Consider the following 23,598-nt stretch of genomic DNA (forward strand, 5'->3'; position numbering starts at 1 on the left):
CTCCTCCTTGGTTCCGTCAGATGCCTTGCAGGGCCGCGGCCGCGTGCGGAGCATTCCCGCCGCCATCCCGCCCGGTCCAGTCCTTGGCGAGCAGATCCACGATCTGCGCGGTTCGATGCGTGGCTGCGACGGCCGTGAGCAGCCGTGCCAGCGCCCGGCAGCCGACCGCGTCGGCGTCGACCGAGGTCGCCCAGGCGGTGAGCACCTCACGCGCAGTCAGATACAGATCAGATGAGTTGAGAGAGTCGGCCCACAGGTAGCGGATGATCGGCGAGTAGTGCGGGTCCTGGTCCATGTGCAGGAATGCCGGCCAGGTCCGGCCGCCCGCCTCGCCCGACCCGGCGTTGGGACGTCGCCGCGCGACGAGGTCGGCCGCCGCGAAGAGGAAGACCATACGGCCCGTCGTACGCAGCAGTCGCTTGCGCCCGCTGACCCACTCACCGAGCAGTCGGAAGACTCGCGCGGTCGCCTCGCCGTAGTCGTCCGCGATCAACTCGGTCAGGCTGCGTGCGACCGCGATCGCCACGTGCAGCCGATCGACCGTGGCCAGCCGGGTCAGTGCTTTGATCGCCTCGTCGAGTCGGGTTGTGCCGTACGGGGCCCCGTATGCGCGGGCCGCGGTGACTTGAAGCGACTCTCTACTGTCGATCTGGGACCACTCATCGAGCGTTGCTTTGATCGGTGCGGCGAAGCGGGTGTCCGTGCCCAGCGTCTGCAGCGCGACGGCGGCAGCATCCTGCTGGTTGATGTTGCCCGATTCGGCCCATGGAGTGATCACCGTGTCGTTGATGTGGTCGTAGGAGCCCTTGGCGAGGGCGCCCACGGTCACTCCGGCCTTGATGCGGACGTCCTCGAGCCCGCTACTACCGAGTTCGCGCAGCCACCGCGTCACTGCGCCGCGCTCCGCGTCATACTGCTGCCATACATGGGCGAGCAGGCGCCGCGGCAGATCGCGGTTGATGTAGCGGACGATCAGGTCGCGCTTCCCCTCCGGGTCGGTGGTGCGCTCGTCCGGTACCTGGATCGCCCGAAGCTGCTGGAGACGCAAGCTGTTCCGACCGCTGAAGGGGCTGTCCTGCCCACGCTGTTGATCGCGCGCCTCCGCGGTCTCCGGAGCGAGCAGTCGCTCGAGCCGGATACCGGCGCTCGTCACCTTCTCGTTCGGAAGACCGTTGAGCACGGCCAATGCGATCGCATAGCACTGATTCTGGCCTCGAGTGCCGGCCAAGCCCTCGAACCAGCGCTCGAGATCGTCGGCCTGGCCCGCCCGAAGGCCGAGCTCTGCGTTTGCCGCCATCGATTCCGGGTCCGCCGACGCGTCCTTGAGCAGACTCGCGAGCAGTGCCGCCTCGGCGAGCGGCCGCTCGGGCCCGGAGTGCGCCCTGATGAGCGCCGCCACGTCCTGCCGCTGGAGCAGCGCGTGCGCGCTCGTCTGCATCGAAGCCGAGAACCGGTAGCGGAACTGGGCGGCCACCACCGCCTGGGGATCGGGCCGCGGACCGAACGGCGCGAGGTACGAGTTCACGCTCGGGCATCCCCAGACGACCGTGGGGGCCGCCGCGACGACCATCTTCTGGCCGTTGGTGATCAGCATGTCGAGCAGGCGCCGAAGCGCGAACTCATCGAGGCGGCCCGCCGCTCGCGCGGTGATGTCGGGCAGAACGATCCCGCACGCCTTCGGCAGCGGTTGGGCGGCCAGCGTCGCGAAGTCGGTGTCGGGATGCAGCACGTGGATCGCCTGCCGCCCGGTCGCCGAGCACAACAGGTGGACCGCGGCGGCGGTACGGCCCGACCCCGGGCTTCCGCTGATCACCGTGAGCGGCCGGCCGACGGCGAAGGACTCCAGCTTCGCGTAGTCCCGTGGGGCCACGAAGGCGTTCGCCTCGTCGAGCTGCTCGGCTGATAGCCGGACCTCCAGAAGAACGCTGCCGTCCACCGCACCGTAGAAGACGTTCGTGACGTTCTTGTCTCCCATGACGGCGTCCTGGAGCGAACCGCCTAAGAGCTGGCGCTCAGCGGACCGGTGCTGGCTGAGGCTTCTCGAGCTGCGGTTCGGGTTGCTCGCCGCAGAGGTGGCGAACCCGTTGCGCATGCTCGCCGCGTCCGCCTCGGTGGTGGGCTGCCCCGGTGCGCCGTCCGGCTCGGCCGGTGCACCGGGCTGAGGCTCGGACGCCTTCGCGTTCGGCGTTTCCTCGCTCATCGACTTACACCTCCTGATCCGGGCTCGCTGGAGTTCACTGTCTTCGGGCCGTTGACGAGGTCGTTGAAGTGAGAGCCGTAGATCTGGGTGCTGTAGGTCGGCTGCCCCGCCGTCGCACCGTCCGGTCCCGTGGGGGCCGTGCGCGTGGCGACGATCGCGGGATCCTGCGGCTGAGCGGGGGCGACGTAGGGCGGCAGGCCGGGAGGCGAGCTCAACCCGGGAACGTGAACCCAGGCTGTTTCCCGCATTTCCTTCACGGCGAGCAGCAACGGCGCGTACGAATCCGCATCGACGCCGTCGTGACCCTGCCGGATCACCCCCCGGTACCACGTATCCGAGACGATCACCGCCACCGTCGAGCGCGCGGCGGCGGTCAGCACCTCGCGCAGCGGCTGGGCGTCGACCATGCGACACGCGATGTTCAGGTCGCTGCCGAATACACCGAACTCGTCGTCGTTGACCTCGCCGCCGTGCAACGAGACACGCAGCCGCATCTCCTCGACGGGAGTCTCGGCCAGTGTGCGCATGACCAGGGCTCGGTGCAGCTGCCATGTCATCGCGCGGGTGACGACCGCCTTGGGGACGGACGGCGGAACGAACATGATCGCCCCGTCCCCGGTCTCCTTCACGTGCACGCAGGACCAATCGACGTGCAGCGCGCGGAAGGCGCCCGAAAGCGCGGCGTGCAGGTCCCGGCGCAGCGCGCGTTGCGCCGCGTCGTTCCTCGAGCCGAAGCGTTCGATGTCGGCGACGGCAATCGCCGAGTACAACGCTGGTGCGTTCATGCAACTCTCGCCTTTCCGGAGGTTTCAAGCACGTATATTTACATCACGCTATATCAACAATTTTAATAGGGGAAGCCGGTCGGTGGCGGCCCACGGCCGCTAACCCAAGAGCAGTCCGACGACCGCGAACGCGGCGCCGAATCCCAGGAGCGCCATGCCGATCCGCACGTAGCGGAACTTGGTCATCGCGATTCGGCCCAGCACTTCCGCCTGGGCGCGCAGCCATCGTTCAGGGTCGGCGTTCGCCGTACTCAGTACGCTGCTCAACGTGGCGGAGTCGTGCTTGCCGGGGAACTGGTGCAGCCACACGGCGTCCTCGGGCGAGCCCGCGAAGCGCGGGAAGATCGCGGCGCCCAGTGCCGCGATTCCGGCGACCCAGCACACGCCCGCACCGATGAGCAGGGTGAGCCCCGCGGCGCCGGGGTGTGCCGTGCCGAGGCCCTGAGCGGCGAAGATCAGGATCGCGGTCGCCGTCGCGGCGAGTGCGCTCGCCTTCCCGTCAGCGCGCTCGATGGCGTGCTCGGCCTGCGCGGCCAGATGCGCGACCACCGACGGCTGCTGCCGAACCGGGGCCTGCTCACCGGTGGCGCGCGCTTTTTGAGCGCGCGACAAGAGAACACTCCTCATGCATCCCTCCCTCTCCGACGCGGACCACCACCGCGCGAAGCCGACCCGATCCCACGCACGGACGTCCGCGGAATCCCTATCTTCCGTATCAGCGCCGGGCGACGCTGTAGCCGATTACACAAAGCCGCCACCACGGCTCGGCGTCGACGGTCGGCTGCCGTATGCGCCGAAGAGCGGTCACAAATCGGCTATGGCACGCAGCGCCCGCACGTCCGCGACGACCACCCGGCGGTCCACGGACCGCACGATGCCTCGTTCGCGAAGGGCCGCCAGGTTCTTGGCGACCGCCTCTCTGCTCGCCCCGATGGCCGCGGCCATCTCCTGCTGGGTCAATCGCGCGACGGCCTCGGCCGGCCGGTCGGTCCCGGCCAGGTCGAGCAGCAGCCGGGCCAATCGCCGCAGGACGGGAAGCGTAGCCATGTCCTGGCTGAGGAAGTCGGCGGAACGCAGACGTGCGGTGAGCAGACGGGTGACCGCCGCGGCGGCACGCGGATGCCGTTCGAGATACCCGCGGAAGTCCGGTGCATTGATGACACGCGCCTCGACCGGGGTCAGGGCGGTCACCGTCGCCGTGCGCGGACCGCCGTCGAGTGCAGCAATCTCGCCGATCAGATCCTTCGGACCGAGCAGCCCGAAGATGACCGAGCGGCCGTTGTCCGCCTCGCCCCGCACGACGGTCCACCCACTGATAACGGCCACTACATGAGTGCTCGCATATCCCTGTTTGAGTATGCGCTCATCCGCGGAGAAAGTGTGAGGGTACCCTAGCCTTAGTAGAGTACGAAGGTCTTCACTTTCGAGGGCCGACAACAGCGGCTCGTCGCTGAAGATCGCCAATCACCCTCCCTCCTCCGCTTTGAGTCCCCTCAGTATGCGGTAGGCCCAGGAAGGCCTCTACCAGCTTAATCGCTTCGAGACCTGCGCGTAAGCGGGCCTTGCTCCGATGCGGCTCGCGGCACTGCATACGTCTCACCGTCAACGGGAGTGTGAGAACGTCTCATTCTGCACCCCTACTTTCCTCATATATCCGTCGGCAGAGATCTGCGTCCAGGCTCCCGCGCAGCCCCTCCCAAAGAGCGGCCGCCGCTCCTCATGCCTGCATCGCTTAGCGCGTCCCGTTCGTCCCGACCGGGATCACCGAGCAAGCCGACGGCCCGAAGAGATGAGATGAAGTCAGAGGTCTGCAAGAGGCTGGGCACGAACATGTGCCGGGCAAGCTTGGACTCCGACTCCGTGCAGGGGCCGACCGCCTGGGACGGCCATCCGTCGGAAGAGGGAGAAAACGCCGGGCAAGGCGACTATGACAGGGCGTCAGATTAAGGTCGATCGTGGCGAAGTGCTCACGATCTGCCCGTTTCTCACGGGGAACGTCGGAGGGACGTGCAGCTCGTCACGCTGCGCGCCGTCGCGTTCATGGATGTCCGCCACGCGGTTATTCCGCCGGGCGGACCGCGATCGCCGATCAACACCTCAATCAGCTACCGCCCGCACGCAGCCCTCCGATCCGTTCCGGCACCGCAGGGTCAGGCGGCGCGCTCAAATGCCTTCGATCACGCAGGCTCGCAGACACAGAGTTGAAGGGGCGCATCCCCGGCAAAGGGTCGCCCGGACCAGTCGCCGAAGCGTTCGACGAGCCGAAGGCCGCCGAGCGAGAGGAGCAGCGGCAGCTCTTGCGGGAAGATGCTCCTGATCTCAAGCGGTGTGACGAGGAAGTCGGGGTCGGAGACAGTCGAGAAGTGCCACATCCCGCGGTTAACCTGCGTGGCCGCATCGTAGACCTCGGCGACATCGACGCTCACGGTGCCACGATCGGGATCCACGAACGACAACGACTCTCGGGTGCGCCGCACGCCGTCGGCTTCGGCGAGCATCCGCACGCTTGGGTTGAAGACATCGAAGGCGAACCGTGCTCCAGGTGCCAGGTGCTCGCGAACCGAGCGGAAGCAGCTCACCAGATCCGTAGCCTCATACAGATGCAGCAGCGCGTTGGAGGCGATGAAGACGAAGTCGAACGTGCGCCCCAGGTCGAAGGCCCGCATGTCGCCGTGCACCCATTCCACCGCCACCGACACACCGCGCTCGTTCGCCTTGCGCTCAGCCTCAGCCAGCATGTCCGACGAGAAGTCCAGGCCGACGCACGGATGCCCGTCGGACGCGATGGGGATCAACTTCTGCCCGGTGCCGCAACCGAGCTCCAGCACGCGCCCGCCTTGGCGCTTGGCCTCCGCCAGGTAGAAGTCGACTGACGGCCCGCCGCCCGGGAACATCAGGTCGTACAGCCTCGCCTGCGAGTAAAACGCCTCACTCATGAAGGGCCTCATCCTTTCGCCGATACCGCAAAACCCCGGATGTACACGTAGCCGCGCCCCGCCATCCGCCAAAAGCTCACACGCCTTATCGATTTGATCGGCGGCCCGCCGAGCCCTGCCCGGGCGCTGAGAGTGTGCCGGGACTGGGGACCGAGGCGTTGATGAGCCGACGGTCGGCGTGTAGTGCTCGGGATGGACAGCACGCAACGCCGGCGGGAGCTGCCCCACGTTCCCAGCACATAGAGCCGATCCTCAGGCGATACATGGCGAGCCTCAATCGCCGAAGCGACGTCGGGAACCGCCGTGGGACGCCCGCAGATCCCACCCGTAGATGTGCAGGCCGCCGGCGACCTGCACATCCATCGCGATCAGTCCGTCCAGGGGCGCTTCCAGCACGTCGGCCAAGTCGTCTTCTACGGCCATAGACATACTCTAGGGAAACCGCGCGCCGGACGTTGTCACCGGCCCCTCGATCGCGAACGCCGACAGTCGGACCGACGTCACGCAACCGGGTCAGAACCTTGAATCTCCCTGGTCCGCGCTCTGTTCGGAGGCCAGTCGCGCTCAGCCCATCTCCTGGCCGCGAGACGTAGTCAGCGTCGTCGACCGCGCATCTCTCGCGGGCTGCATTCCGTTGGGCTCGTTGTCCCGATCGGTGTGCAGCGCCAGCCAGTAGATGCCGCACGCAGCGAGGCCGAGCACGAGAAGGGACGGGCCAACGGCGTACGCACCGACTGCTCCGATGAGCAGCCCGATGCCTGCCGGCAGCACGGCGCCTCCGATCGCGGAGCCCGCGACCTGCAGGCCGACCGTCGTAGCCATGGCTTCGGCGCGATCGCGGTCACCGGCGGTGAGCATGAGCAGAGGAAAGACCGGCGCGGTCGCAAGTCCCAAGAGCATCATCCCGGCGACCGCGACCGGCGCCGGGGCGGGCAGAGCGGTCAGCAGCGCGCCCAGCGGTACGGCGGTGACGGCTCCCGCCAAGACCCGGGAGGAGCCGAGCCGGTCGGCGAGCGGACCGAGCAGCATCCGACCGGCGAACATCATCGCCCAGTATGCGGAGACGGCGATACCCGCCGCCGTCTGCGGCAGGCCGCGCCCGGCGGTGAGGAACACATATCCCCACACGCCCGCGCCCGACTCGATCCCGTCTTCCACGGCCATGAAAGCCACCCCGGCCACCAGGGCTCGCGACCAGCGCGCCGTCTGCCCCACAGCACCCGCCGAGGGCGATGTATCAGGGAGCGGCGGAGTCGCCGCGCTCGAGAGTGCGGGGCGATCCCACGAGCGATGTGTGAACGCGAGCAGGACACCCACCAGCGCGATGACGCCCGCCATGAACCCAAGCGAGACGCGCCAATTCAAGCCGCCCGTCAGCAGCACGGTGACGATCAACGGCCCGGCGGTGGCGCCCAGTCCGTAGCCGGCGTGCATCCAGGTGATGTTCCGGGCACTGAAATGCCCGGCCGCGTACACGTTGAGCGCAGTGTCGATCATTCCGAAGCCCAGCCCGAAGACCGCCACGCCAAGGGCCATCACCCAAAGCGCGGGAGCCACGGACTCCAGGGCCAAGGCTGCACTGATCGTCATGGTGCCGAGAACCAGGAGCGGCCCCATCGACATCCGGGCCGACAGACGCCCGGTAGCGGCGCTGGACAGGGCTGAAGCAGCAACGCCGGCAGCGAGCAGGACCCCGAGTGCTCCCGTCGGCTGGTGGAGGCTGACGCGCATCGACGGCCACAACTGTCCCAGGGTCGACCCGGGCAGCGCCGTGCTGAGATAAACAAGGCAGGACAGGATGAAGCAAGACACGAATGTGCCCTTCGAGGAGTGGTGCTGCGCTTCCGGAGCAGCACGCGGTGACAGGTCTATGAGTCAGCGCGTGCGTGCCGGCCGACGACCCCAACTCCTCGGAGGTTGTTCACGGCGACGAGGCTAATGGTGAACCGGGTACAACGCCAGCGCATTATCGGGGACGCACCGCTCTCGAACCCCGATGCCGCCCGCGTGAAGGCGTGGCGCGGGCTCGTGCGCGAGGGCTGCCTTCCGCCGGTCCTGCTGCGGTGGATCAGTGGTCTCAAGTGCTGTGTCGTGCTCGACGGGCACGACCGGATCGTCGCGGTCCAGGCCGAACGAGTCGCACCGCAGGTTCGCATCCTGGCCCGCGCCCGACCTGGCAGCACCAAAGCCAACGCGGCTGGGCCATAAGCGCCTATGAGGAGCGGATGTCACGCGCTCAACAAGGAGCGGCGGATCGCGACCCGTTCGCGCCTCTCGTCATTTCGTCCGCGGGGCGGATCCTGGCGAAAGAGCTACACGAGATCGCCTCAATGCCTGCTCGAACGCGAGCCATGCAGATGCCCGATGGTGCATGTCAACCTAAAGATACGCAGACGGATCAGCGAGCTCAAAGCAGACCTGCCGGCCCGACGGGAACTCGCCGTCGCCGAGCGACGGGCCGGAGAGATCGACGTCATCGACCTGTTCCGGTCCCCGATCTTCCTGCATTCGGGCCAACCAGGCCGCTTCGAAGCTCACAGCCGGAAGTGCCACCAGTTGCGGTTCTCCCCGACACGCGGCGGCCGGGGATCGGGCAACGTCTTGCGCTCGAACTCCACATCCAGCCGTGCCACGAGCAGCCGCAGGTCACGGCCCGTTGCGGAAGGGAGTGCTCCAAGAACGTCCTGCAGAGTGTCCCGCGCATAGACCGGGTCACAGCACGGGCACTCATGCCAGGGCCTATACAAAGGCCGACCCGGCCGCCGAAGGAAGCGTTCATACGTGGCGATCGCCTCGGCCACCGCGCCTGGACCCAGCCGCGTGCGCTCCAACCGCTTGACGGCGGCAGATGTTCGCTGGCTGATGCCTCTGACCTGGCTGAATTTCCGTAGCCCGCCTCGCCGCATCTGATAGTCGGTGCGCACCGCGCCGGGCGACCTACGCGACATAGGCCTTTCGTATCGACGTCATGGCTCCATCATGCCATGGCAGACGACCTCACGAATCAAGGCTTGGAGATGACCAGTTGACCGGAACGCTAGTCCGAACGAGTCAAGTACAGAGAAGCACGAGCGAGCACAAGGTGAAGGTCTTGCTGCCGGAGACGCGCCGCCGTCTCGGCTCCGTGGATGCCTCCAAGAATAGGTCTCGAGCCGCTGCAGCACCCGGCTCGCATTACCGAAGCCGAAGTCTCTCGCGGTGGGAATTGACGAACGGGGCAACGACCGGGTCGTTGAGCAGCAGGAAGTCGACCATGCCCCAGAACTCCGGCAGCAGCGGGCTCGCCAGCGCGGCAGCACGGTCGAGCTTGGCCCCGAACAGTGCACTGTCGCCGAACACATTGCCGCCGGTCGTCAGCGAACACATCGGCTGCTCATGGCCTTCGACCGCTCCCCAACGACAGCCGAACGTCACGTGATCGCTGAAATCACCGGTGCCCCACGTGCCGATGACGATGTCGAAGAAGACCTCACCGCCAACAGCATGGTGGTAGCAACTGGCGTAGAACACCGCTCGATCCACGCCGGCCTCGGACAGGTTGGCCCACGTCCGATCGACAATGGAGTTGCAGCACTGGCACGGGAACTGGCGAACGTGACGCTCGCCGCTGAACATGAGGTCCATGGCCGATCATCATCCCGGTCCGAGCTCGCCATGGCTACTCCGCAGCCCTGCAGCCGCGGAGACGCGGAGACGCGGCGGTCTCAGCGAGCTGATTGAGCGGGCCGACGCCGAGCAGCCGCCCAGCCGCCCGCTCGCCCGGCGCTAGCGATCAGACAGGGCGGCAGGTCGAGCAGCGACGCGTAAACGTGAGCGACCACGTTCGAACAGGGGCTGCGGGAAAGTTTCACAGAGTCTTAAGCAGGGTCCGGATTCAGCCCGCAGCATCGTAAGACCACCCGCGCACTCTCATCTGCGGCTCCGAGTCGTCGCGACGACGGTGTGCGGGCGGGCGTCGGTGTTCATGTGTCAGGGGTCTGAACCGCTGAGCCCGTTTGCCCGTTCCCCGGGGCGGAACGAGAGCACGGGCGCGGCCCACGCGCCCGCACGACCTCGTCAAGGAGGATCGACATGCATCCACGCACCCTGCTCGCGGCGGCACTCGCCGTCGGGCTCGCGGGCGGCTCGAGCGTCCTGGGGGCCGCCGCGGCCTCGGCGGCTACGGCCGGCTACACCGTCACGGACCTGGGCACCCTCGGCTACATCTCCTCGTCCGGCGGCGGTCTGAACGCCGCCGGGGAAGTCGGCGGCGTCTCCTCGCTGTCCGAGACGCTTCCCGCGACCGGCTGCCCGCCCAAGTACGGCGTGCGCAAGCCGTGCGTCGTGCACCCGGAGCACGCCTTCAGCTACGCGGCCGGGACCATGACCGACCTGGGCACACTCGGCGGGATGGACTCGTCCGCGAACGCGATCAACACCGGCGGCACCCTCGTCGGCTCGGCGCAGCTGGCCAGCGGATCCACCCACGCCGCCGTCTTCAGCGGCGGCACCATCACCGACCTGGGCACGCTCGACGGCGCCGCAGCCGCCAGCAACGCCCTCGCCGTCAACGACAACGGGCAGATCGCCGGCTGGTCCACCGCTCCCGGCGCCACCGGAAACCACGCCTTCCTGTACACGAACGGATCGATGATCGACCTCGGCACGATCGACGGCGGTACCAGCAGCGTGGCCAACGGGATCAACGACGCGGGCGTGGTGATCGGCAACTCCGACACCGCGGACAGCGACGAGCGCGGCTTCGTGTACCAGAACGGCACCGTGACCGACGTCGGCACCCTCGGCGGCCCGAACTCCTCGGTGAACGCCATCAACGACGCCGGCGTCGTCACCGGATCCTCCCAGGACGCCGGCGACACCTCGCACCCGTTCGTCTACTCCAACGGCAAGATGACCAGTCTCGGCACGTACAACATCGACACCACCCCACAGGCGATCAACGACGCCGGCGTCATCGTCGGCCAGACCTACGGCGTCAACACCGCAGGCGACCCCTTCGAGGACGCGTTCATCTACCGCAACGGCACCTTCACGGACCTCAACACCCTCATCCCGGCCGGCTCGGGCTGGGAACTGACCGACGCCGTCTCCATCACCGGCACCGGAGAGATCCTCGCCGACGCCACGAACACCACCACCGGCCAGAACCACGCCGTACTGCTGACCCCGGCGGGCTGACCCCGGTCGCCCGTCGACGGCCCACACGCATCGGCCCCGGGACCGGGACATCCGGTTCCGGGGCCCGGTCGCGCCCCACGAAGTAGACGTGGCCGATGATGTCGAACCCGGTAGCATTGGCGTGACGCTCCGTGGATGCGGTCGTCTGCCGATCTCATCACGCTGCTTCTGTCGGTCGCCGATCGTTGGGGTATCCGGGTATGGTGCTGATCGGCGTGCGTGGCGGCGACACTGTCGCGGAGTTGAACTCGTTGGCGAAATCGCTGGGCGCCGAGCGTGATCTGGCCGGCCTTGTCCGCCGGGTACCCGGGCCGATCGGGCCGACGGATCTGGGCGGCGCGCTGGACACCCTGAGCGTGGCGCTGGGCTCCGGCGGGATCGGTGTCGCGCTGGCTCAGTCGCTGTCGGTCTGGCTACGCACGCGGCGCTCGGACGTGAAGCTCACCATCTTCGTGGATGCCGACGGAATCCGCTGGAACGTCGATGGACACGAGCGTGAGATCCGCTGGGACTCCATCCAGCGCGTGCGGTTGACCGGTACCGGCATCGGGGCACGCCTCCTCGTCTGGTGCGAACCCGCCGTCACGCCTCCCAAGCCTGCGCGGCGCGGACCGCACGGCAGTTACTTACTCCTGCAGCCCGCCGTGTACTACGGCCAAGACTCCTCCCGGACTGTGAACGAGCACATCCGGCAGGCGCTCATGACCTTCGCCGGGGACATGTACGCTCACTGACAGCTCTCGCCTTGAGCCGGCGAGCCCGCAGGCTCGCCGGCCGGGTGACGATCGGCCGGGTTCGTCCGGAATATCATCGTCAAAACCCTGCGGCGCGGCCGTGCGTCACTCGACGTCAGTGCGCTCCGCTCATGCGCCGTTGAAGTTGAGCTGCTGCGCTCCGAACTGGCCCTGATTGATCACTCCAGGGTCCGTCAACAGGCTCGCACCGTTCTTGTTGTGCGGGCCGGTCGGGCCGACCAGCCCGTTCCACGCCATGAAGTAGGAGGCGAGGGGGTAGTTTTTGTGCAGGGCATTGATCCAGGCGGTGAAGTCGACGGCTGAGTCCGCCCCGTTGTTCCCGTTGTCGCCGCCGAGTTCGGCGAACGCGAAGGGCTTGCTTTCGTGTTGGGCCAGCCCGGAAAGCTCCTTGTAGGTTTGCGGCACGTCCTGGGTGTGAGCGGGGGCGGGTCCGGCGGGCTGGTTGGTGTAGCAGTCCGCTCCGACGACGTCGGCGTATTGCCTGCCCGGGAAGTAGTCCGTGGTGGCGGTGGCTTGGCCGGTCGCGCCGCCGGCGCCGCCCGCCGTCTCGCAAGCGGGCGACCAGACCCAGAGCACGTTGTGCCCTGACGTGCCGAGACTCGCGCCGACGCGGCGGAACATGTCCTGCCAGACCTGGCGGAAGACCGCCGGGTCCTGACCGCTCCACCAGAAGGACGCGCCGTTCATCTCGGGCAACGGTCGGAAGAGCACGGGCACCCCTGCGTTCGTCAGACGGGCTAATCCGGCTGCGACCTGCGTGAGTTGTCCGTCCCACGCCCGGCCGATCGAGGTGTTCGGCTGGGTCAACTGAGCGAACTGAGCCGCCGTCATGGGTTTGGTGAATACTGCGCCGGACGGGTTAGGCGCATGGACGCTCACGGCGACCAGTCCACCGGCCGAGGCGTACTGCGACAGCGCGCCGTCGCAGGACGTGTCGATCACCGGCTGGCCCGAGGCGGGAAGATCGACGTAGTCGCAGCCGATCAGCCCCGGAGAATGCCCGTCGGCCGACCAGGACGTTGCCGAGAAGCCGGTTCCGTATCCGCCGAAGTACCCGGAGGCGAGCCGTGGTCCCGACGCTCGGGTGGGCAGTGCCTCGAACCAGGCGAGCTCGCGTTGCGCCGCGGTTCCGGCCAGGGTGTCCGCGGGCGACGCCATGCTGACGTTCGGAACCGTGGACGACGAGTCGCATCCAGCGGCCCCCGTACACACCATGCCCAAGCACACGCCGGCCGCCGCGAGGCGGGCCCTGCAGCTGCGCCCGAGGGATCGTGCTCCGGCCATGATTCCGCCTTCCATGATATTCGTATCCTAATAAACCGACCCTGTTTGCCCGCTTACGGGCCGGTTCATCCCAGATTACGGTGCGAGAGCCGGAACGACGGCAATGCGGGAGGCGCGCCGATCCATGCCCCCGCCGCCGGACTCCTCCGAAGGGCCCGCGACACCACCGCGAACGCCTCCCCTAACGCCTCCGCGAACGCCGAATCCGGCGTCCCCGTCGTCGCGCGCTTCACCCGTTTCGCCTAATTCGCCGCCCTCGAAGCGGGTGCCGCGGTCGCCGGGCAATCACGTTGCCTGAGTGTCACGCCCAGGGCGGGTGCACGACGAAGGAGCTCTCGTCGTCGAACGCGGTGGTGCCGTCGGAGACATCGATGTAGAAGGCGCCGGCGCGCAGCCGGATGACCAGATAGGGGTAGTTCAGTGACTGCAGATGCACCGAGTCGGCTGTTGCGCCGGGGTGGGGGCAGAACGTGGCGTCTTCGTGGAACAGCTGTGTGCCGTCTGGGGCGCTGAGCTGAAGTCGCAGTTCGTAGTGGCGCAGGTAGAGCCCGTTGGAGGCGACGAATGAGACGCACTTTGCGTCGGCGAGGCCGCGGACCACCGTGAACGTCGCTTGTCTCCTGGCGGTCAGGTTGCTGGAGGCGGAAACCGAAGCCAGGTCGGCGTACACGGCCGGGTCGGCGAGGTAGTGGCCGGGTTCGGATACCAGTTCCAGCGACAACGGGCCGAGCGGCACTGTGCCGGCCGGTATCGCGCTCGGCGAAGGCGACGGGTCAGGGTCAGGGGTGTGGCTTGCGGGGTGCACGGCTGCTGTCGGGGCCGCGGTCGGGGTCGGCTTGTGCGTCGAGGCGGGCGGCCAGGTCGTAGTCGCGATGACGCCCACGACCACTGCGACGCCGATCGCGCTGGTGACGGCGGGATGCGCCGCTGCCGGACGCACCACTTTGCGGATCTGGGACGTACCGCGCAGACCGTGTCGAGCGGCGTGAGCTCCCGCTCGACCGACCCTTGCAGCCGAGTGGGCGCCGGCCACAGCGGCACCCGGCGAACTCCCTACCGCCGCTGATGCCGCAGGCATCCACGCCAACAAGCCTTTCGCATGCAGCGCGGTAACCAGCGACGCAGGGACACCGATCGGGGCGAGCGACGGAAGCAGCCGCTCCAAGGGGATACGCCGCGCGGCGGCGACCGTGCAGACGGGGCACTGCCGCGTGTGACGGACTATTCGCTTACGCCACAACGGCGAACGCCGACCGTCCCAGCTGGAGATCAGGTCCGCCAGGTCGGGACACCGCGGCTTGGCCACGAGAGCCGCGACCAGGCCGCGCGCTTGTTCCATCTGTTCGCGCATCCGCTGCACCCGCACCCCGGCGTGCGCAACACTCGTGTCAACCGCTTTCGCGAGCTCAGGCCGGCTCAGCAGCCCGGCTGTCTCCTGCCACCACAGCCCGAGTACCGCTCGGAAGCCGGGATCGAGCCAGCGGGCTGCCTCGGCAACTCGGCGCCGCTCGTCGGACAGCTCCATCCGCAAAACGGTCTCGTTCTCGAGCGCGACGTCTCCCGGCAAAGCTCTCGCGTCGTCGACGGCTGCGGTTCGCTCATCCGCCGTCCGCTGCCTGCGCAGGTGCCCGTCGATCTGATGCACCGCTATGGCCAGCAGCCAAGGTCGGAAGCTCTCGGGTGACCGCAGATCCTTCAGGTCGCGTACGGCCCGCAGCAGGGTCTCCTGGACGACGTCGTCGACATCGACGTGCCCGCTCAACGCGCGCCCGACGACGTTGTACAGGAGCGGAAGATACTCCGCGACAAGCGCGTCACGCGCCCGGGCGTCGCCCTGCTGCGCCTCGAGGACGAGCTGGGAACCCTTGGCACTCGCGGTCGTCACGCGTTCACCCTCCTGCAGAGTCGAATGCGGAGCAGGTAGGCACTCACCCTATAGCGATCAACAGCATCCCTCGTCGGCAAGACCGCCTGAGCGGTGCCGGCGGGAACCGTCGGGAGAAAACCGAGGTCACGAATCTCCCAGAGAACTGCTTCGCCGTCAACACGCGTAGGAATCACAACCGCAGTGCGTGATACAGAACAGAAATCACCGCATATGTCGAATGCAGCCGAATCGGCGACAGCGGCGAGCCGAACATGGAGGTCAGTGCAGCGGGCCCGGCAGCGCACCGGTCATATCACTTTTCTGCTGTGAGTCTTCTCGCACGGGCCCCTCATCTTGACGGGAGATCACACGAGCGTCATAGTGAGGGCCGTCGAGCCGAATCAACCATCCCCGTATGAATTCAGCCCTCTTACACGCATTTCGAGGAGACTCAAGTGAGCTATCACATTCGCTCACCACGGCTGAAGATGATGCCGGGGTCCCCGCGAGTACTGGAGCTCGCGCATGACGCCCCGAACGTGGCGACGCGGGAGACCACGCGGCCGACGGAACCTCTCTCCCCAAATGTCCTGCTCGAGCTCATCGAGGTACGCCGGCTATTCGAGCCGGCCATCGCCTCCCTCGCGGCAACGCGCGTCGCGGAGGACTACCTGACCGAGATCGCCGCCCTGCTTGAAGCGATGACCGCGGCCCGCGACGACGCAGCCGCGTTCGGCAGGCTCGATATCGCCTTCCATCGCACGGTGACCTTCGCCACCGGGAACGATGCGCTGGCGAGGCTTTTCGGCGGTGTGCCGGCCCAGACCGCCCTCGCCTGGATACCGCGCGGGGTCCTCGACGAAGACACCGCAGACACCGTGGTCGCCGAGCACGCCGCCATCCACGCCGCTCTCGCATCCCGCGATCCCGTGCTCGCCCACGCAGCCGCGCTCATCCACGTGAGTACCGCGGAGAAATGGCTGCGCAGATCCCTGCTGACCCCGCCGAGCTGACGGTGAAGCGAACCGGAGGACGGCCACGGAGGAGGCTTCTGCGATAGCGATGGCGATACACGAGCCGCCCGCCTGGAGAAAGGTCTCCAGGCGGGCGGTCGCGCGGTGCTGCTGTGTCAGCTCAGGGTGCAGCTGAGTGTCGGAGTGGTGTTGGAACCCGAGTAGCTGGCCTGGAACCCGAACGAGGTGTTTCCGCCGGCCGCGACGGAGCCGTTGAAGCTCGCGTTGGTGACGGTCTCGCTCTGCCCGCTGTGGCTCTCGACTCCGTTCCAGAGGTTGGTGATCTGCTGGTTGCCGCCCCAGTTCCAGGCCACCTTCCAACCCTTGGCGGCCGTGGTCCCGTTGTTCGTCACGGTGACGTTGGCGGTGAACCCGTTCGCCCATTGGCTGCTCACCACGTAGCTGGCGACGCATCCGCCGCCACTGCCCGTGCCACCGCCGCCGCCGGAGGAGGAGGTGGTCGCGGCCACGCCGGCGGACTGGGCCGAGACGTTCCCGGCCGCGTCGTAGGCGGCGACCGTGTAGGTGTAGTTCGTCGACGCCGACAGGCCGGTGTCGGTGAACGTGGTTCCGCTCGCCGTGCCGACCTGGGTGCCGTTGCGGTACACCCGGTAGCCGGTCACCCCGACGTTGTCGGTGGACGGCGACCAGGACAGCGAGGCCGAGGAGCTGGTCACGCCGGCGACCTTCACGTCGGTCGGCGTCGAGGGCGCGCTCGTGTCACCACCGCCGCCGCCACCACTGCTGCCGGCCGTGGCCGAGACCGAGAAGCTGTTCGTGCCCAGACCCTGGCCGCCCTGCCAGATCTCGAAGCCCGCCTCGACGTCGATCAGGTAGTTCGACGGGTTGATCGAGCCGCGCGAGACCGCGTCCTGGAACAGGGACTTGAGGTCGAGGTTGCTCACGGAGGTCGCGCCGGGGTTCAGCACATAGGAGATGATCTTCCACGAGGTCTGCTGGCCGGTCCACACGTTCCAGTTCATGCCGTCGACGTTCGAGGTGCCGGTCTGCGAGCCGAAGGGCTGCACACCGCCGCGGCTGTTGAGCCAGATCATCACCTCGGTGCCGTCCGGCTGGCCGCTGGTGGTGGGCGTGGAGTTGAACCAGATGTCGTAGGAGACGTCGTAGGCACCCGAGGAGGGCTGCGTGGTGCTCCACGAGGAGACGGCGCTGCCCAGGTTGCTCATCTGGATCGGCAGGCCGCTGTTCGCGGTGCACAACCCCCAGTGGCAGCCCTTGAAGATGGACGGGTACGTGGCGGGGGCGCCGTTGGTCGCGAGGTTGAAGTTCGCCGTCGACACGGTCCAGGCGGTCCCGCTGGTGTAGTCGATGCACTGCTGCGCGCTCGAGTTCCACTCGTTGGCCTGGATCTCGTAGGCGCCGGCCGCGATCGTGCCCGTGCCCGAGCAGGTGGACGTGTCCGCCTGCGCGGCCGGTACGGCGACGATGGACAGCGCCGCCGCGAAGGCGACCGCGAGGACCGCCGCAAGCGCGCGCGGCCGGAATCTTCGAGTCATTGGGTACTCCTTTGAGAGACGAGCGAAGCCGGGTGGGTGGGCCAGCCCGGTTTCGCAAACGTTTCCATCGCTCGGGACCATGCCAAGACGTTGCCCGGGGCTCAAGTACCGGCCGGGTCGACCGAGCGGCCGGACAACGCAGGACACGCGGGACATCGCAGGTCAGAGCCCTGACCGAGTCGGCTGCCGGAAGGCTGCGTGAGCTCGAATCTGTGAAACTTCCACATACCAGTACCTTGATGCGGTGCCAGTCGGAACCTTGTGCCAATCCACCCAGGGGCCGTCCGTCCACGGTGCGGCGCCGGGCCACAGGACCCGGCGCCGCGATTTGATCAGTGGCCGTAGCCTGCGGCCACGATGTTCGCCTGGACCGCGGCGTCGGTCGCGGCGGACGGGTAGCCGGAGGTCATCACGCCCTCGTAGAACGTGCCCTGCGCGCCGTCGCTGTTGTCACCGCCGGTGCCCAGGATGATGGCTCCCTGCTTGTGCATCGGGTTGTAGCCGGAGACGTTCGGGCGCACGCCGTCGTAGAACGTCGAGAGGCTGCCGGACTGGGCGTTGCCGCCGAGGATGGCCCAGTGGTTCGGGCCGCCGTTGACCATCGCGGTGAGGTAGCGGTAGCTCACGCTCGGGTCGTTCGAGTTGAGATGCTGGTTGACGCCGGAGAACAGGCCGTTCTCGAGGTCCGCCATGATCCACGGGCCGTTGCCCGAACCGTAGCCCCAGACCTTGATGTTGCCGAAGTAGATCGCTTCCATGGTGCCGTTGCCGTCGTCGCGGCTGTTGGTCTCGGCGTTGCCGTAGTCGAAGCAGCAGCCGCCGTTGTAGTGGGTGCCGTCGAAGATGGCGTATTCGCCCTCGGAGTTGTCGCCGGTGGCGGTGCCGGTGGCGGAGTTGTCGCGGTAGCCGGTGCCCGGCGGGATGTAGACGCCGTAGGCCTTGTGCCCGTTGAGTGTGGTCGCGGCCGAGGTCGCGTTGGCGAGGTTGTCCGGTCCCCCGGCGGCACCGCCGGCCGGTGCCTGGGTCAGGTTGTTGTGATGAGAGGTCTGGTCGTAGATGACCGTGATGACGCAGGTCGTGCCGGAGCAGAACGAGTCCTGGGTCGCCGCGTTGGCCACGCCGCCGGTGCTGACGACGCCGATGTCCTTCGTGGTGTTGTCCGAGGAACGGCGCACCTGGTAGAGCGGGCCGTTGTAGCCGGCGAACAGCGCGCGCGTGGTCGAGTGCGCGGCGACGCACGGCGTGCCGCCCGCGGCGAAGATGTCGCACGGCTCCTGCCCGGCGGGCGGCGGAGTCGGCGAGGTCGTCGGCGAACTGCTCGGGCTGGCGGAGGCGGACGTGGGTGCGGACGAGGTCGTCGTGACGCTGCCGGTACAGGCGACGCCGTTCAAGGCGAAGTTCGTCGGAGTCGGGTTGGAGCTGTTGTTCCAGGAGCCGTTGAACCCGAATGCCGCGGTTCCGCCGGTGGCGAGCGCACCGTTGTACGAGGCGTTCGCCACGGTCACGTTCGCGCCGGATTCGGTGTAGGTCCCGTTCCACAGCTGCGTGACCGTCTGCCCGGCGCCGAACGACCAGGTCAGGTTCCACGAACTGATCGCGTTGCCGAGGTTCGTGATGGTGACGTCGGCCCCGAATCCGCCGGGCCACTGGGAACTGACGGCGTAGTTCACGGAGCAGCCTGCTGCGGTGGCCGCCTGCGCCGAGACGGTGGCCAGCACGACGCCGGCGGTGGCGAGCCCCGCCGCCACGCCGGCCGCCACGGCCGCGCGACTTCGCGGAGAGAGCATGGAGAGCCTCCAATGTTAACGCTAACAGTGCATCGTCGAGTGCTCGCCGTGGATGGCCATGGCGAGCTGTCCCTGATGCGCGCCCCGGACGGGATGACCGCAAAGGAGAGTGCGGCCCTCGGACGACGACGTGCGCACCGTATAAATCCGCAAGTCCGCCTGCAATGCCCAGCCGGAAACCGGCGCGAGCCGCGCCGTGATCGCTTCGAGCGGCGATGCGCGCCACGGAGCCGTTCAGCAGCGACTCTTCGGGCACGAGAGCCGCCCTGCCGCCGCCGCCGGCCGAGCAGAGCGCAGATGAAATTTTCACGAGCGGGGCGATGCACGATGACGAGCGGCCCGGCCGACGCCGCGCCGGCCTACAGGGTGGGTGACAACGGCTTCGATCTGCGCGCGGAAACGGCGCCTGATCAGCTGTAAGTTTCCGCGGGCGCAGACATCGGCCGGTTGTCCGGCGAGGGCAAATCATTGCAGTTGACGGGCCGTGTCGGCGGGCCGTCGGTTCGCAATGCGGACGGATCCGCCGTGAGGCTGTTGAGCTTTTCGCAGGGGCCTGGCAGCGTCCCTCGATGACGTGGCCGCCGTGCCCGACACCCCTGTCCCCGACATATCTCAGCAGCCGAATTCGCTTGTTGTTAGCGTTAACGAAGCACGTCACAGCCTCTTCGACGGGTCGCCGAGGCGCGCGGTCATCCCATGTCACATCGACTCATGCCGACCGATCCGGCACCCACGGCCAGCTTTGGCCAGATTCGGCCAGGTGCCGGGCAGGTCGGGCCGCCTACTCGAGGAAGTCATCCCATGCCCGATAAGCCATCTCTACGAGGCGCGGCTTGCGCCGGCCTGGCTGCCGTCGTCGGTGCCGGCCTGCTGGTCGCCGCGGCTCAGACACCGGCCAACGCGGCCTCCACCGTCGCGATCAACGGCGGCACGACCTACCAGACCATCGACGGATTCGGCATCTCCGAGGCCTTCGGTCAGGCGAACTCCATCCGCAGCCTGACCGGCTCCGCCCAGAAGCAGGCGCTGGATCTGCTGTTCAACACCAGCACCGGCGCCGGATTCAGCATCCTGCGCAGCCTGATCCCCTCCGGCAGCGACTCGATCGAACCGAACAGCCCGGGCAGCCCGTCCGCCACGCCTACGTACGTATGGAACGGCAACAGCGACGCCACAGACGACGGGCAGCTGTGGCTCGCCAAGCAGGCCAAGACCTACGGCGTATCCGACTTCTACGAAGACGCCTGGAGCGCTCCGGGCTACATGAAGACCAACGGAAGCAACATCAACGGCGGCTCGCTGTGCGGCACGCCGGGCGCCACCTGCTCATCAGGCGACTGGCGCCAGGCCTACGCGAACTACCTGGTGCAGTACGCGAAGGACTGGTCCTCGGTCGGGCTCACCCCCTCAGCCGTCGACTTCGTCAACGAGCCCTCCCTGACCACCACCTACGACAGCATGCTGGTCAACTCCTCGCAGGCGGCCAGCTTCCTATCCGTGCTCGGGCCGACCATGAAGGCCTCGGGCCTTTCCACGAAGGTGGCCTGCTGCGACACGCTCGGGTTCAACGTCCTTCCCGGCTACGTCAGTGCCGTGCAGGGCAACTCGACCGCGAACGCCGACGTCGGCCTGTTCACCAGCCACGGCTACTCCGGCGCGCCGAGCTCGCCGATCAGCTCGAACGGACGCCCGGTGTGGGAGTCGGAGTGGTCGATCAACGGCAGCAACTGGGACACCGCCTGGGACGACGGCACCGCGGACTCCGGCTACAGCTGGGCGCAGAACATCCAGACTGGCATGACCGGCGCGAACCTCAATGCGTTCCTCTACTGGTGGGGAATCAGCTCGACCAGCCACGACAGCTCCCTGATCGGGCTGAGCGGGTCCACTCTCACGCCGTCCAAGCGCTACTACGCCCTGGCCAACTACAGCCGGTTCATCCGGCCGGGCGCCGTGCGCATCGCAGCCACCGGCGCCCCCAGCGGCCTGAGCGTGAGCGCCTACCGCAACAGCGACGGCTCGATCATCCTCGTCGCACTGAACTCGGCGAGCAGCGCCACGACCACCGGCTTCAGCCTGACCGGCACCGGCGTCTCGAACGGGACGGCCACGCCGTATGTGACCAATAGCTCGAGCAGCACGGCGGCGCAGTCGGCGATCGCCGTGAGCGGCGGCGCGTTCAACGCCACGGTTCCGGCACGGTCGCTCGTCACCTACCGCATCACCGGGAGTGGCGGCACCGGCGGGCCGAGCACTTCGGCCTCACCCTCGGCGAGCCCCAGCAAAAGCGCGAGCCCCAGCGCCTCTCCGTCGCAGTCCACTCCGCCAGCCACCGGCGGCTGCACGGCGGCATACACGGTGACCAACACCTGGCCGGGCGGGTTCCAGGCCACCGTGACCGTCTCGGCCGGTTCTACGCCGACCAGCGCATGGAACGTGCACTGGACACTGCCGAGCGGCCAGGCCATCAGCCAACTGTGGAGCGGCGTTCTGACGACGAGTGGCAGCAGCGTGTCCGTCACGAACGAGAGCTATAACGGCACGCTGGCCGTCGGCGGGAGCACGACCTTCGGGTTCACGGCCACCGGCAACTCCACACCGACGCCCACGCTGACATGTAGCAGCAGCTGATCAGCCATCATCGGTCAGTGAAGGGCGATCGCCGTCCAGGACACCGCCGGCAGGTCGATGGTGAGCACGCCGTCGGCGAGCGTCGCGCTCTTGTTGGCGGACGGGGTCACCCGGTACTGGTCGGTGAGCGTGTTCTTCGCGTATACGTCGGAGTCGGCGAGGGTGAGCGCCTCGACGATGCGCGATGAGCCGAGGCTGCGCAGGTCGATCGTGACCTGCGCAGCCTCGGTGAGGTCGCGGTTGACGAGGAAGAGCGCGGCTCGGTCCTCATCCACGGTCGCCACGGCGTCGACGAGGGATGCCTCGCCGTGGCGTGCCGTCTCGTACGTCGACGTATGGATCACGGGCCGGATCACCTCGCCCGAGGCGAGCCGGCTCGTGATCGAGAACGGGTAGAACGTCGTCTGACGCCAGGCCGGGCCGCCAGGCTCGGTCATGATCGGCGCGATCACGTTGACGAGCTGGGCGAGCGAGGCGGAGGTGACGCGGTCGCTGCGCTTGAGCAGCGTCATCAGCAGGTTGCCGACGACGACGGCGTCCGCGACCGTGTAGACGTCCTCGAGCTTGCGCGGGGCGTAGTGCCATCCCTCGTCAGGCTTCTCGGACTCCATGTGCTCCTTGAGGTACCAGATGTTCCACTCGTCGAAGGAGATGTTGATCTTCTTGTTCGAGCGCTTCTTGTACCCGACGTGGTCCGCGGTCGCGACGACGGTGTCGATGAAGAAGTCCATGTCGAGCGCCGAGGCGAGGAAGGAGCCGAGGTCGCCGTCGTGCTCCTGGTAGTAGGCGTGGCAGGAGATGTAGTCGACGTGGTCGTAGCTGTGCTCGAGTACCGTGCGCTCCCAGTCGCCGAAGGTCGGCATGCCGGAGCCGGAGGAGCCGCAGACGACGAGTTCGAGGTCCTTGTCGGCCATCTTCATCGCGGCCGCGGTGCGCGCGGCGAGCTTGCCGTAGTCCTGCGCCGTCATGAACCCGGTCTGCCACGGGCCGTCCATCTCGTTGCCCAGGCACCACATGCGCACGTTGTGCGGATCCGGCGTGCCGTTGGCGATACGCAGGTCGGAGAGCGCCGTGCCGGACGGGTGGTTGGCGTACTCGAGCAGGTCGAGCGCGGGCAGGATGCCGCGGGTGGCGATGTTGACCGCAAGCATCAGCTCGGAGTCGGTGAGCTTGAGCCACCTGGCGAACTCGTCGAGCCCGACCTGGTTCGATTCGAGCGAGTGCCAGGCGAGGTCGCGGCGCACCGGGCGCTTCTCGCGCGGGCCGACCGAGTCCTCCCAGCGGAAGCCGGAGACGAAGTTGCCGCCGGGGTAGCGCACGGTCGTACTGCCGAGCTCTTTGACGAGCTCGACGACGTCCATGCGGAACCCGTCCTCGTTCGCGCTCGGGTGTCCCGGCTCGTAGAGCCCGTTGTACACGCAGCGGCCGAGGTGCTCGACGAACGAGCCGAAGGTGCGGCGCCGGACGGGGGCGATGACGGCGCTTCGGTCGAGTTCGATGTGGGCGCGGGGCAACGTACTGGTCCTTCCTTATCTTGCGCAACTTTGAGGCCAACGACGGCCGGGCGCGAGGAGTAATTCGCGCATGGACAGCTTAGGAACGATACATCGGCTTCGGATCGGCAGGCCATAGGGAGAAAGTTGCG

General features: G+C 67.7%; 18 protein-coding genes and 2 pseudogenes. 5 read left to right on the top strand and 15 right to left on the bottom strand.

Annotated elements, in window-relative coordinates; translation table 11 throughout:
* Window positions 1-16 precede the first annotated feature (16 nt).
* The 7 genes from ACTRO_RS07825 to ACTRO_RS07850 form a co-directional block, all read right to left on the bottom strand.
* Window positions 17-2,200, bottom strand: a complete 2,184-nt coding sequence (locus ACTRO_RS07825; protein ID WP_034262393.1) for a hypothetical protein — start codon at window positions 2,198-2,200, stop codon at window positions 17-19.
* On the bottom strand, window positions 2,197-2,985 hold the full coding sequence (locus ACTRO_RS07830; protein WP_157435924.1) for a nucleotidyl cyclase domain-containing protein: 789 nt from the start codon (window positions 2,983-2,985) through the stop codon (window positions 2,197-2,199). Before ACTRO_RS07830 ends, ACTRO_RS07825 begins: the two co-directional genes overlap by 4 nt.
* A 99-nt stretch (window positions 2,986-3,084) precedes the next feature.
* Window positions 3,085-3,597, bottom strand: a complete 513-nt coding sequence (locus ACTRO_RS07835) for a Pycsar system effector family protein (protein ID WP_157435926.1) — start codon at window positions 3,595-3,597, stop codon at window positions 3,085-3,087.
* Between the two features lie 192 nt (window positions 3,598-3,789).
* Window positions 3,790-4,449, bottom strand: coding sequence for a Crp/Fnr family transcriptional regulator (locus ACTRO_RS07840; RefSeq protein ID WP_034262402.1), 660 nt, complete (start codon window positions 4,447-4,449; stop codon window positions 3,790-3,792).
* Window positions 4,450-5,162: 713 nt separating this feature from the next.
* Complete coding sequence (locus ACTRO_RS07845) at window positions 5,163-5,921, bottom strand: class I SAM-dependent methyltransferase (protein WP_034273665.1); 759 nt, start codon at window positions 5,919-5,921, stop codon at window positions 5,163-5,165.
* Window positions 5,922-6,194: 273 nt separating this feature from the next.
* Complete coding sequence (locus ACTRO_RS47015; RefSeq protein WP_157435928.1) at window positions 6,195-6,344, bottom strand: hypothetical protein; 150 nt, start codon at window positions 6,342-6,344, stop codon at window positions 6,195-6,197.
* A gap of 141 nt (window positions 6,345-6,485) precedes the next feature.
* Window positions 6,486-7,733: an MFS transporter gene (locus tag ACTRO_RS07850; RefSeq protein WP_051450486.1), complete on the bottom strand. Its 1,248-nt coding sequence runs from the start codon at window positions 7,731-7,733 to the stop codon at window positions 6,486-6,488.
* A gap of 195 nt (window positions 7,734-7,928) precedes the next feature.
* Between ACTRO_RS07850 and ACTRO_RS07855 the strand changes: the two genes are divergently transcribed.
* Window positions 7,929-8,129, top strand: coding sequence for a hypothetical protein (locus tag ACTRO_RS07855; RefSeq protein ID WP_157435932.1), 201 nt, complete (start codon window positions 7,929-7,931; stop codon window positions 8,127-8,129).
* A 171-nt stretch (window positions 8,130-8,300) separates the two neighbouring features.
* Here the strand turns inward: ACTRO_RS07855 and ACTRO_RS47020 are convergent, their stop codons facing one another.
* The gene (locus ACTRO_RS47020; RefSeq protein WP_157435934.1) at window positions 8,301-8,459 is read right to left on the bottom strand and encodes a hypothetical protein; all 159 of its coding nucleotides are present in this window, start codon (window positions 8,457-8,459) and stop codon (window positions 8,301-8,303) included.
* A 636-nt stretch (window positions 8,460-9,095) separates the two neighbouring features.
* On the bottom strand, window positions 9,096-9,545 hold the full coding sequence (locus ACTRO_RS07860; RefSeq protein WP_051450487.1) for a hypothetical protein: 450 nt from the start codon (window positions 9,543-9,545) through the stop codon (window positions 9,096-9,098).
* Between the two features lie 447 nt (window positions 9,546-9,992).
* Here ACTRO_RS07860 and ACTRO_RS43020 point away from each other — a divergent pair, with 447 nt between their 5' ends.
* Window positions 9,993-11,099 (top strand): DUF3466 family protein, encoded by a 1,107-nt coding sequence (locus ACTRO_RS43020; RefSeq protein WP_051450488.1) that lies wholly within the window; start codon window positions 9,993-9,995, stop codon window positions 11,097-11,099.
* Window positions 11,100-11,299: 200 nt separating this feature from the next.
* Window positions 11,300-11,833, top strand: coding sequence for an effector-associated constant component EACC1 (locus tag ACTRO_RS43025; protein ID WP_051450489.1), 534 nt, complete (start codon window positions 11,300-11,302; stop codon window positions 11,831-11,833).
* 129 nt (window positions 11,834-11,962) lie between these two features.
* On the opposite strand, the gene ACTRO_RS07875 is transcribed toward ACTRO_RS43025, so the two are convergent.
* Together ACTRO_RS07875 and ACTRO_RS07880 are read right to left on the bottom strand one after the other, a co-directional pair.
* Window positions 11,963-13,012 carry a glycoside hydrolase family 26 protein gene (locus ACTRO_RS07875; RefSeq protein ID WP_051450490.1) on the bottom strand — a complete coding sequence of 350 codons (1,050 nt, stop codon included), beginning with the start codon at window positions 13,010-13,012 and terminating at the stop codon, window positions 11,963-11,965.
* Between the two features lie 427 nt (window positions 13,013-13,439).
* Window positions 13,440-15,023, bottom strand: coding sequence for a sigma-70 family RNA polymerase sigma factor (locus tag ACTRO_RS07880; protein WP_034262407.1), 1,584 nt, complete (start codon window positions 15,021-15,023; stop codon window positions 13,440-13,442).
* A 437-nt stretch (window positions 15,024-15,460) separates the two neighbouring features.
* Here ACTRO_RS07880 and ACTRO_RS07885 point away from each other — a divergent pair, with 437 nt between their 5' ends.
* The gene (locus tag ACTRO_RS07885) at window positions 15,461-16,018 is read left to right on the top strand and encodes a FadR/GntR family transcriptional regulator (protein WP_084316069.1); all 558 of its coding nucleotides are present in this window, start codon (window positions 15,461-15,463) and stop codon (window positions 16,016-16,018) included.
* A gap of 116 nt (window positions 16,019-16,134) precedes the next feature.
* On the opposite strand, the gene ACTRO_RS50275 is transcribed toward ACTRO_RS07885, so the two are convergent.
* The 3 genes and pseudogenes from ACTRO_RS50275 to ACTRO_RS50865 form a co-directional block, all read right to left on the bottom strand.
* Window positions 16,135-17,535, bottom strand: a complete 1,401-nt coding sequence (locus ACTRO_RS50275) for a GH12 family glycosyl hydrolase domain-containing protein (protein WP_034262409.1) — start codon at window positions 17,533-17,535, stop codon at window positions 16,135-16,137.
* A 341-nt stretch (window positions 17,536-17,876) separates the two neighbouring features.
* Window positions 17,877-18,926 (bottom strand): annotated as a pseudogene (locus ACTRO_RS50860) (arabinofuranosidase catalytic domain-containing protein); the annotation flags it as partial.
* Window positions 18,921-19,322 (bottom strand): annotated as a pseudogene (locus tag ACTRO_RS50865) (cellulose binding domain-containing protein); the annotation flags it as partial. The pseudogenes ACTRO_RS50860 and ACTRO_RS50865, both read right to left, overlap by 6 nt.
* A gap of 801 nt (window positions 19,323-20,123) precedes the next feature.
* Between ACTRO_RS50865 and ACTRO_RS07900 the strand changes: the two are divergent.
* Window positions 20,124-21,953: a cellulose binding domain-containing protein gene (locus tag ACTRO_RS07900; RefSeq protein ID WP_051450492.1), complete on the top strand. Its 1,830-nt coding sequence runs from the start codon at window positions 20,124-20,126 to the stop codon at window positions 21,951-21,953.
* Window positions 21,954-21,967: 14 nt separating this feature from the next.
* Here ACTRO_RS07900 and arfA read toward each other — a convergent pair whose 3' ends face one another.
* Entirely contained in the window at window positions 21,968-23,467 is a 1,500-nt protein-coding gene (gene arfA, locus ACTRO_RS07905; RefSeq protein ID WP_034262413.1) for an arabinosylfuranosidase ArfA, read from the bottom strand.
* Window positions 23,468-23,598 lie beyond the last annotated feature (131 nt).

It is taken from the genome of Actinospica robiniae DSM 44927 (assembly GCF_000504285.1).
GTDB classification, from domain to species: Bacteria; Actinomycetota; Actinomycetes; order Streptomycetales; family Catenulisporaceae; genus Actinospica; species Actinospica robiniae.

Excerpts from the sequence above, each read along its gene's own strand:
- ACTRO_RS07825 (WP_034262393.1), bottom strand. The coding sequence starts at position 2,200 with ATGAGCGAGGAAACGCCGAACGCGAAGGCGTCCGAGCCTCAGCCCGGT.
- ACTRO_RS43020 (WP_051450488.1), top strand. The coding sequence starts at position 9,993 with ATGCATCCACGCACCCTGCTCGCGGCGGCACTCGCCGTCGGGCTCGCG.
- ACTRO_RS07860 (WP_051450487.1), bottom strand. The coding sequence starts at position 9,545 with ATGGACCTCATGTTCAGCGGCGAGCGTCACGTTCGCCAGTTCCCGTGC.
- ACTRO_RS07875 (WP_051450490.1), bottom strand. The coding sequence starts at position 13,012 with ATGGCGTCGCCCGCGGACACCCTGGCCGGAACCGCGGCGCAACGCGAG.
- ACTRO_RS07830 (WP_157435924.1), bottom strand. The coding sequence starts at position 2,985 with ATGAACGCACCAGCGTTGTACTCGGCGATTGCCGTCGCCGACATCGAA.
- ACTRO_RS07845 (WP_034273665.1), bottom strand. The coding sequence starts at position 5,921 with ATGAGTGAGGCGTTTTACTCGCAGGCGAGGCTGTACGACCTGATGTTC.
- ACTRO_RS47015 (WP_157435928.1), bottom strand. The coding sequence starts at position 6,344 with ATGGCCGTAGAAGACGACTTGGCCGACGTGCTGGAAGCGCCCCTGGAC.
- ACTRO_RS07900 (WP_051450492.1), top strand. The coding sequence starts at position 20,124 with ATGCCCGATAAGCCATCTCTACGAGGCGCGGCTTGCGCCGGCCTGGCT.
- ACTRO_RS50275 (WP_034262409.1), bottom strand. The coding sequence starts at position 17,535 with ATGACTCGAAGATTCCGGCCGCGCGCGCTTGCGGCGGTCCTCGCGGTC.
- ACTRO_RS43025 (WP_051450489.1), top strand. The coding sequence starts at position 11,300 with ATGGTGCTGATCGGCGTGCGTGGCGGCGACACTGTCGCGGAGTTGAAC.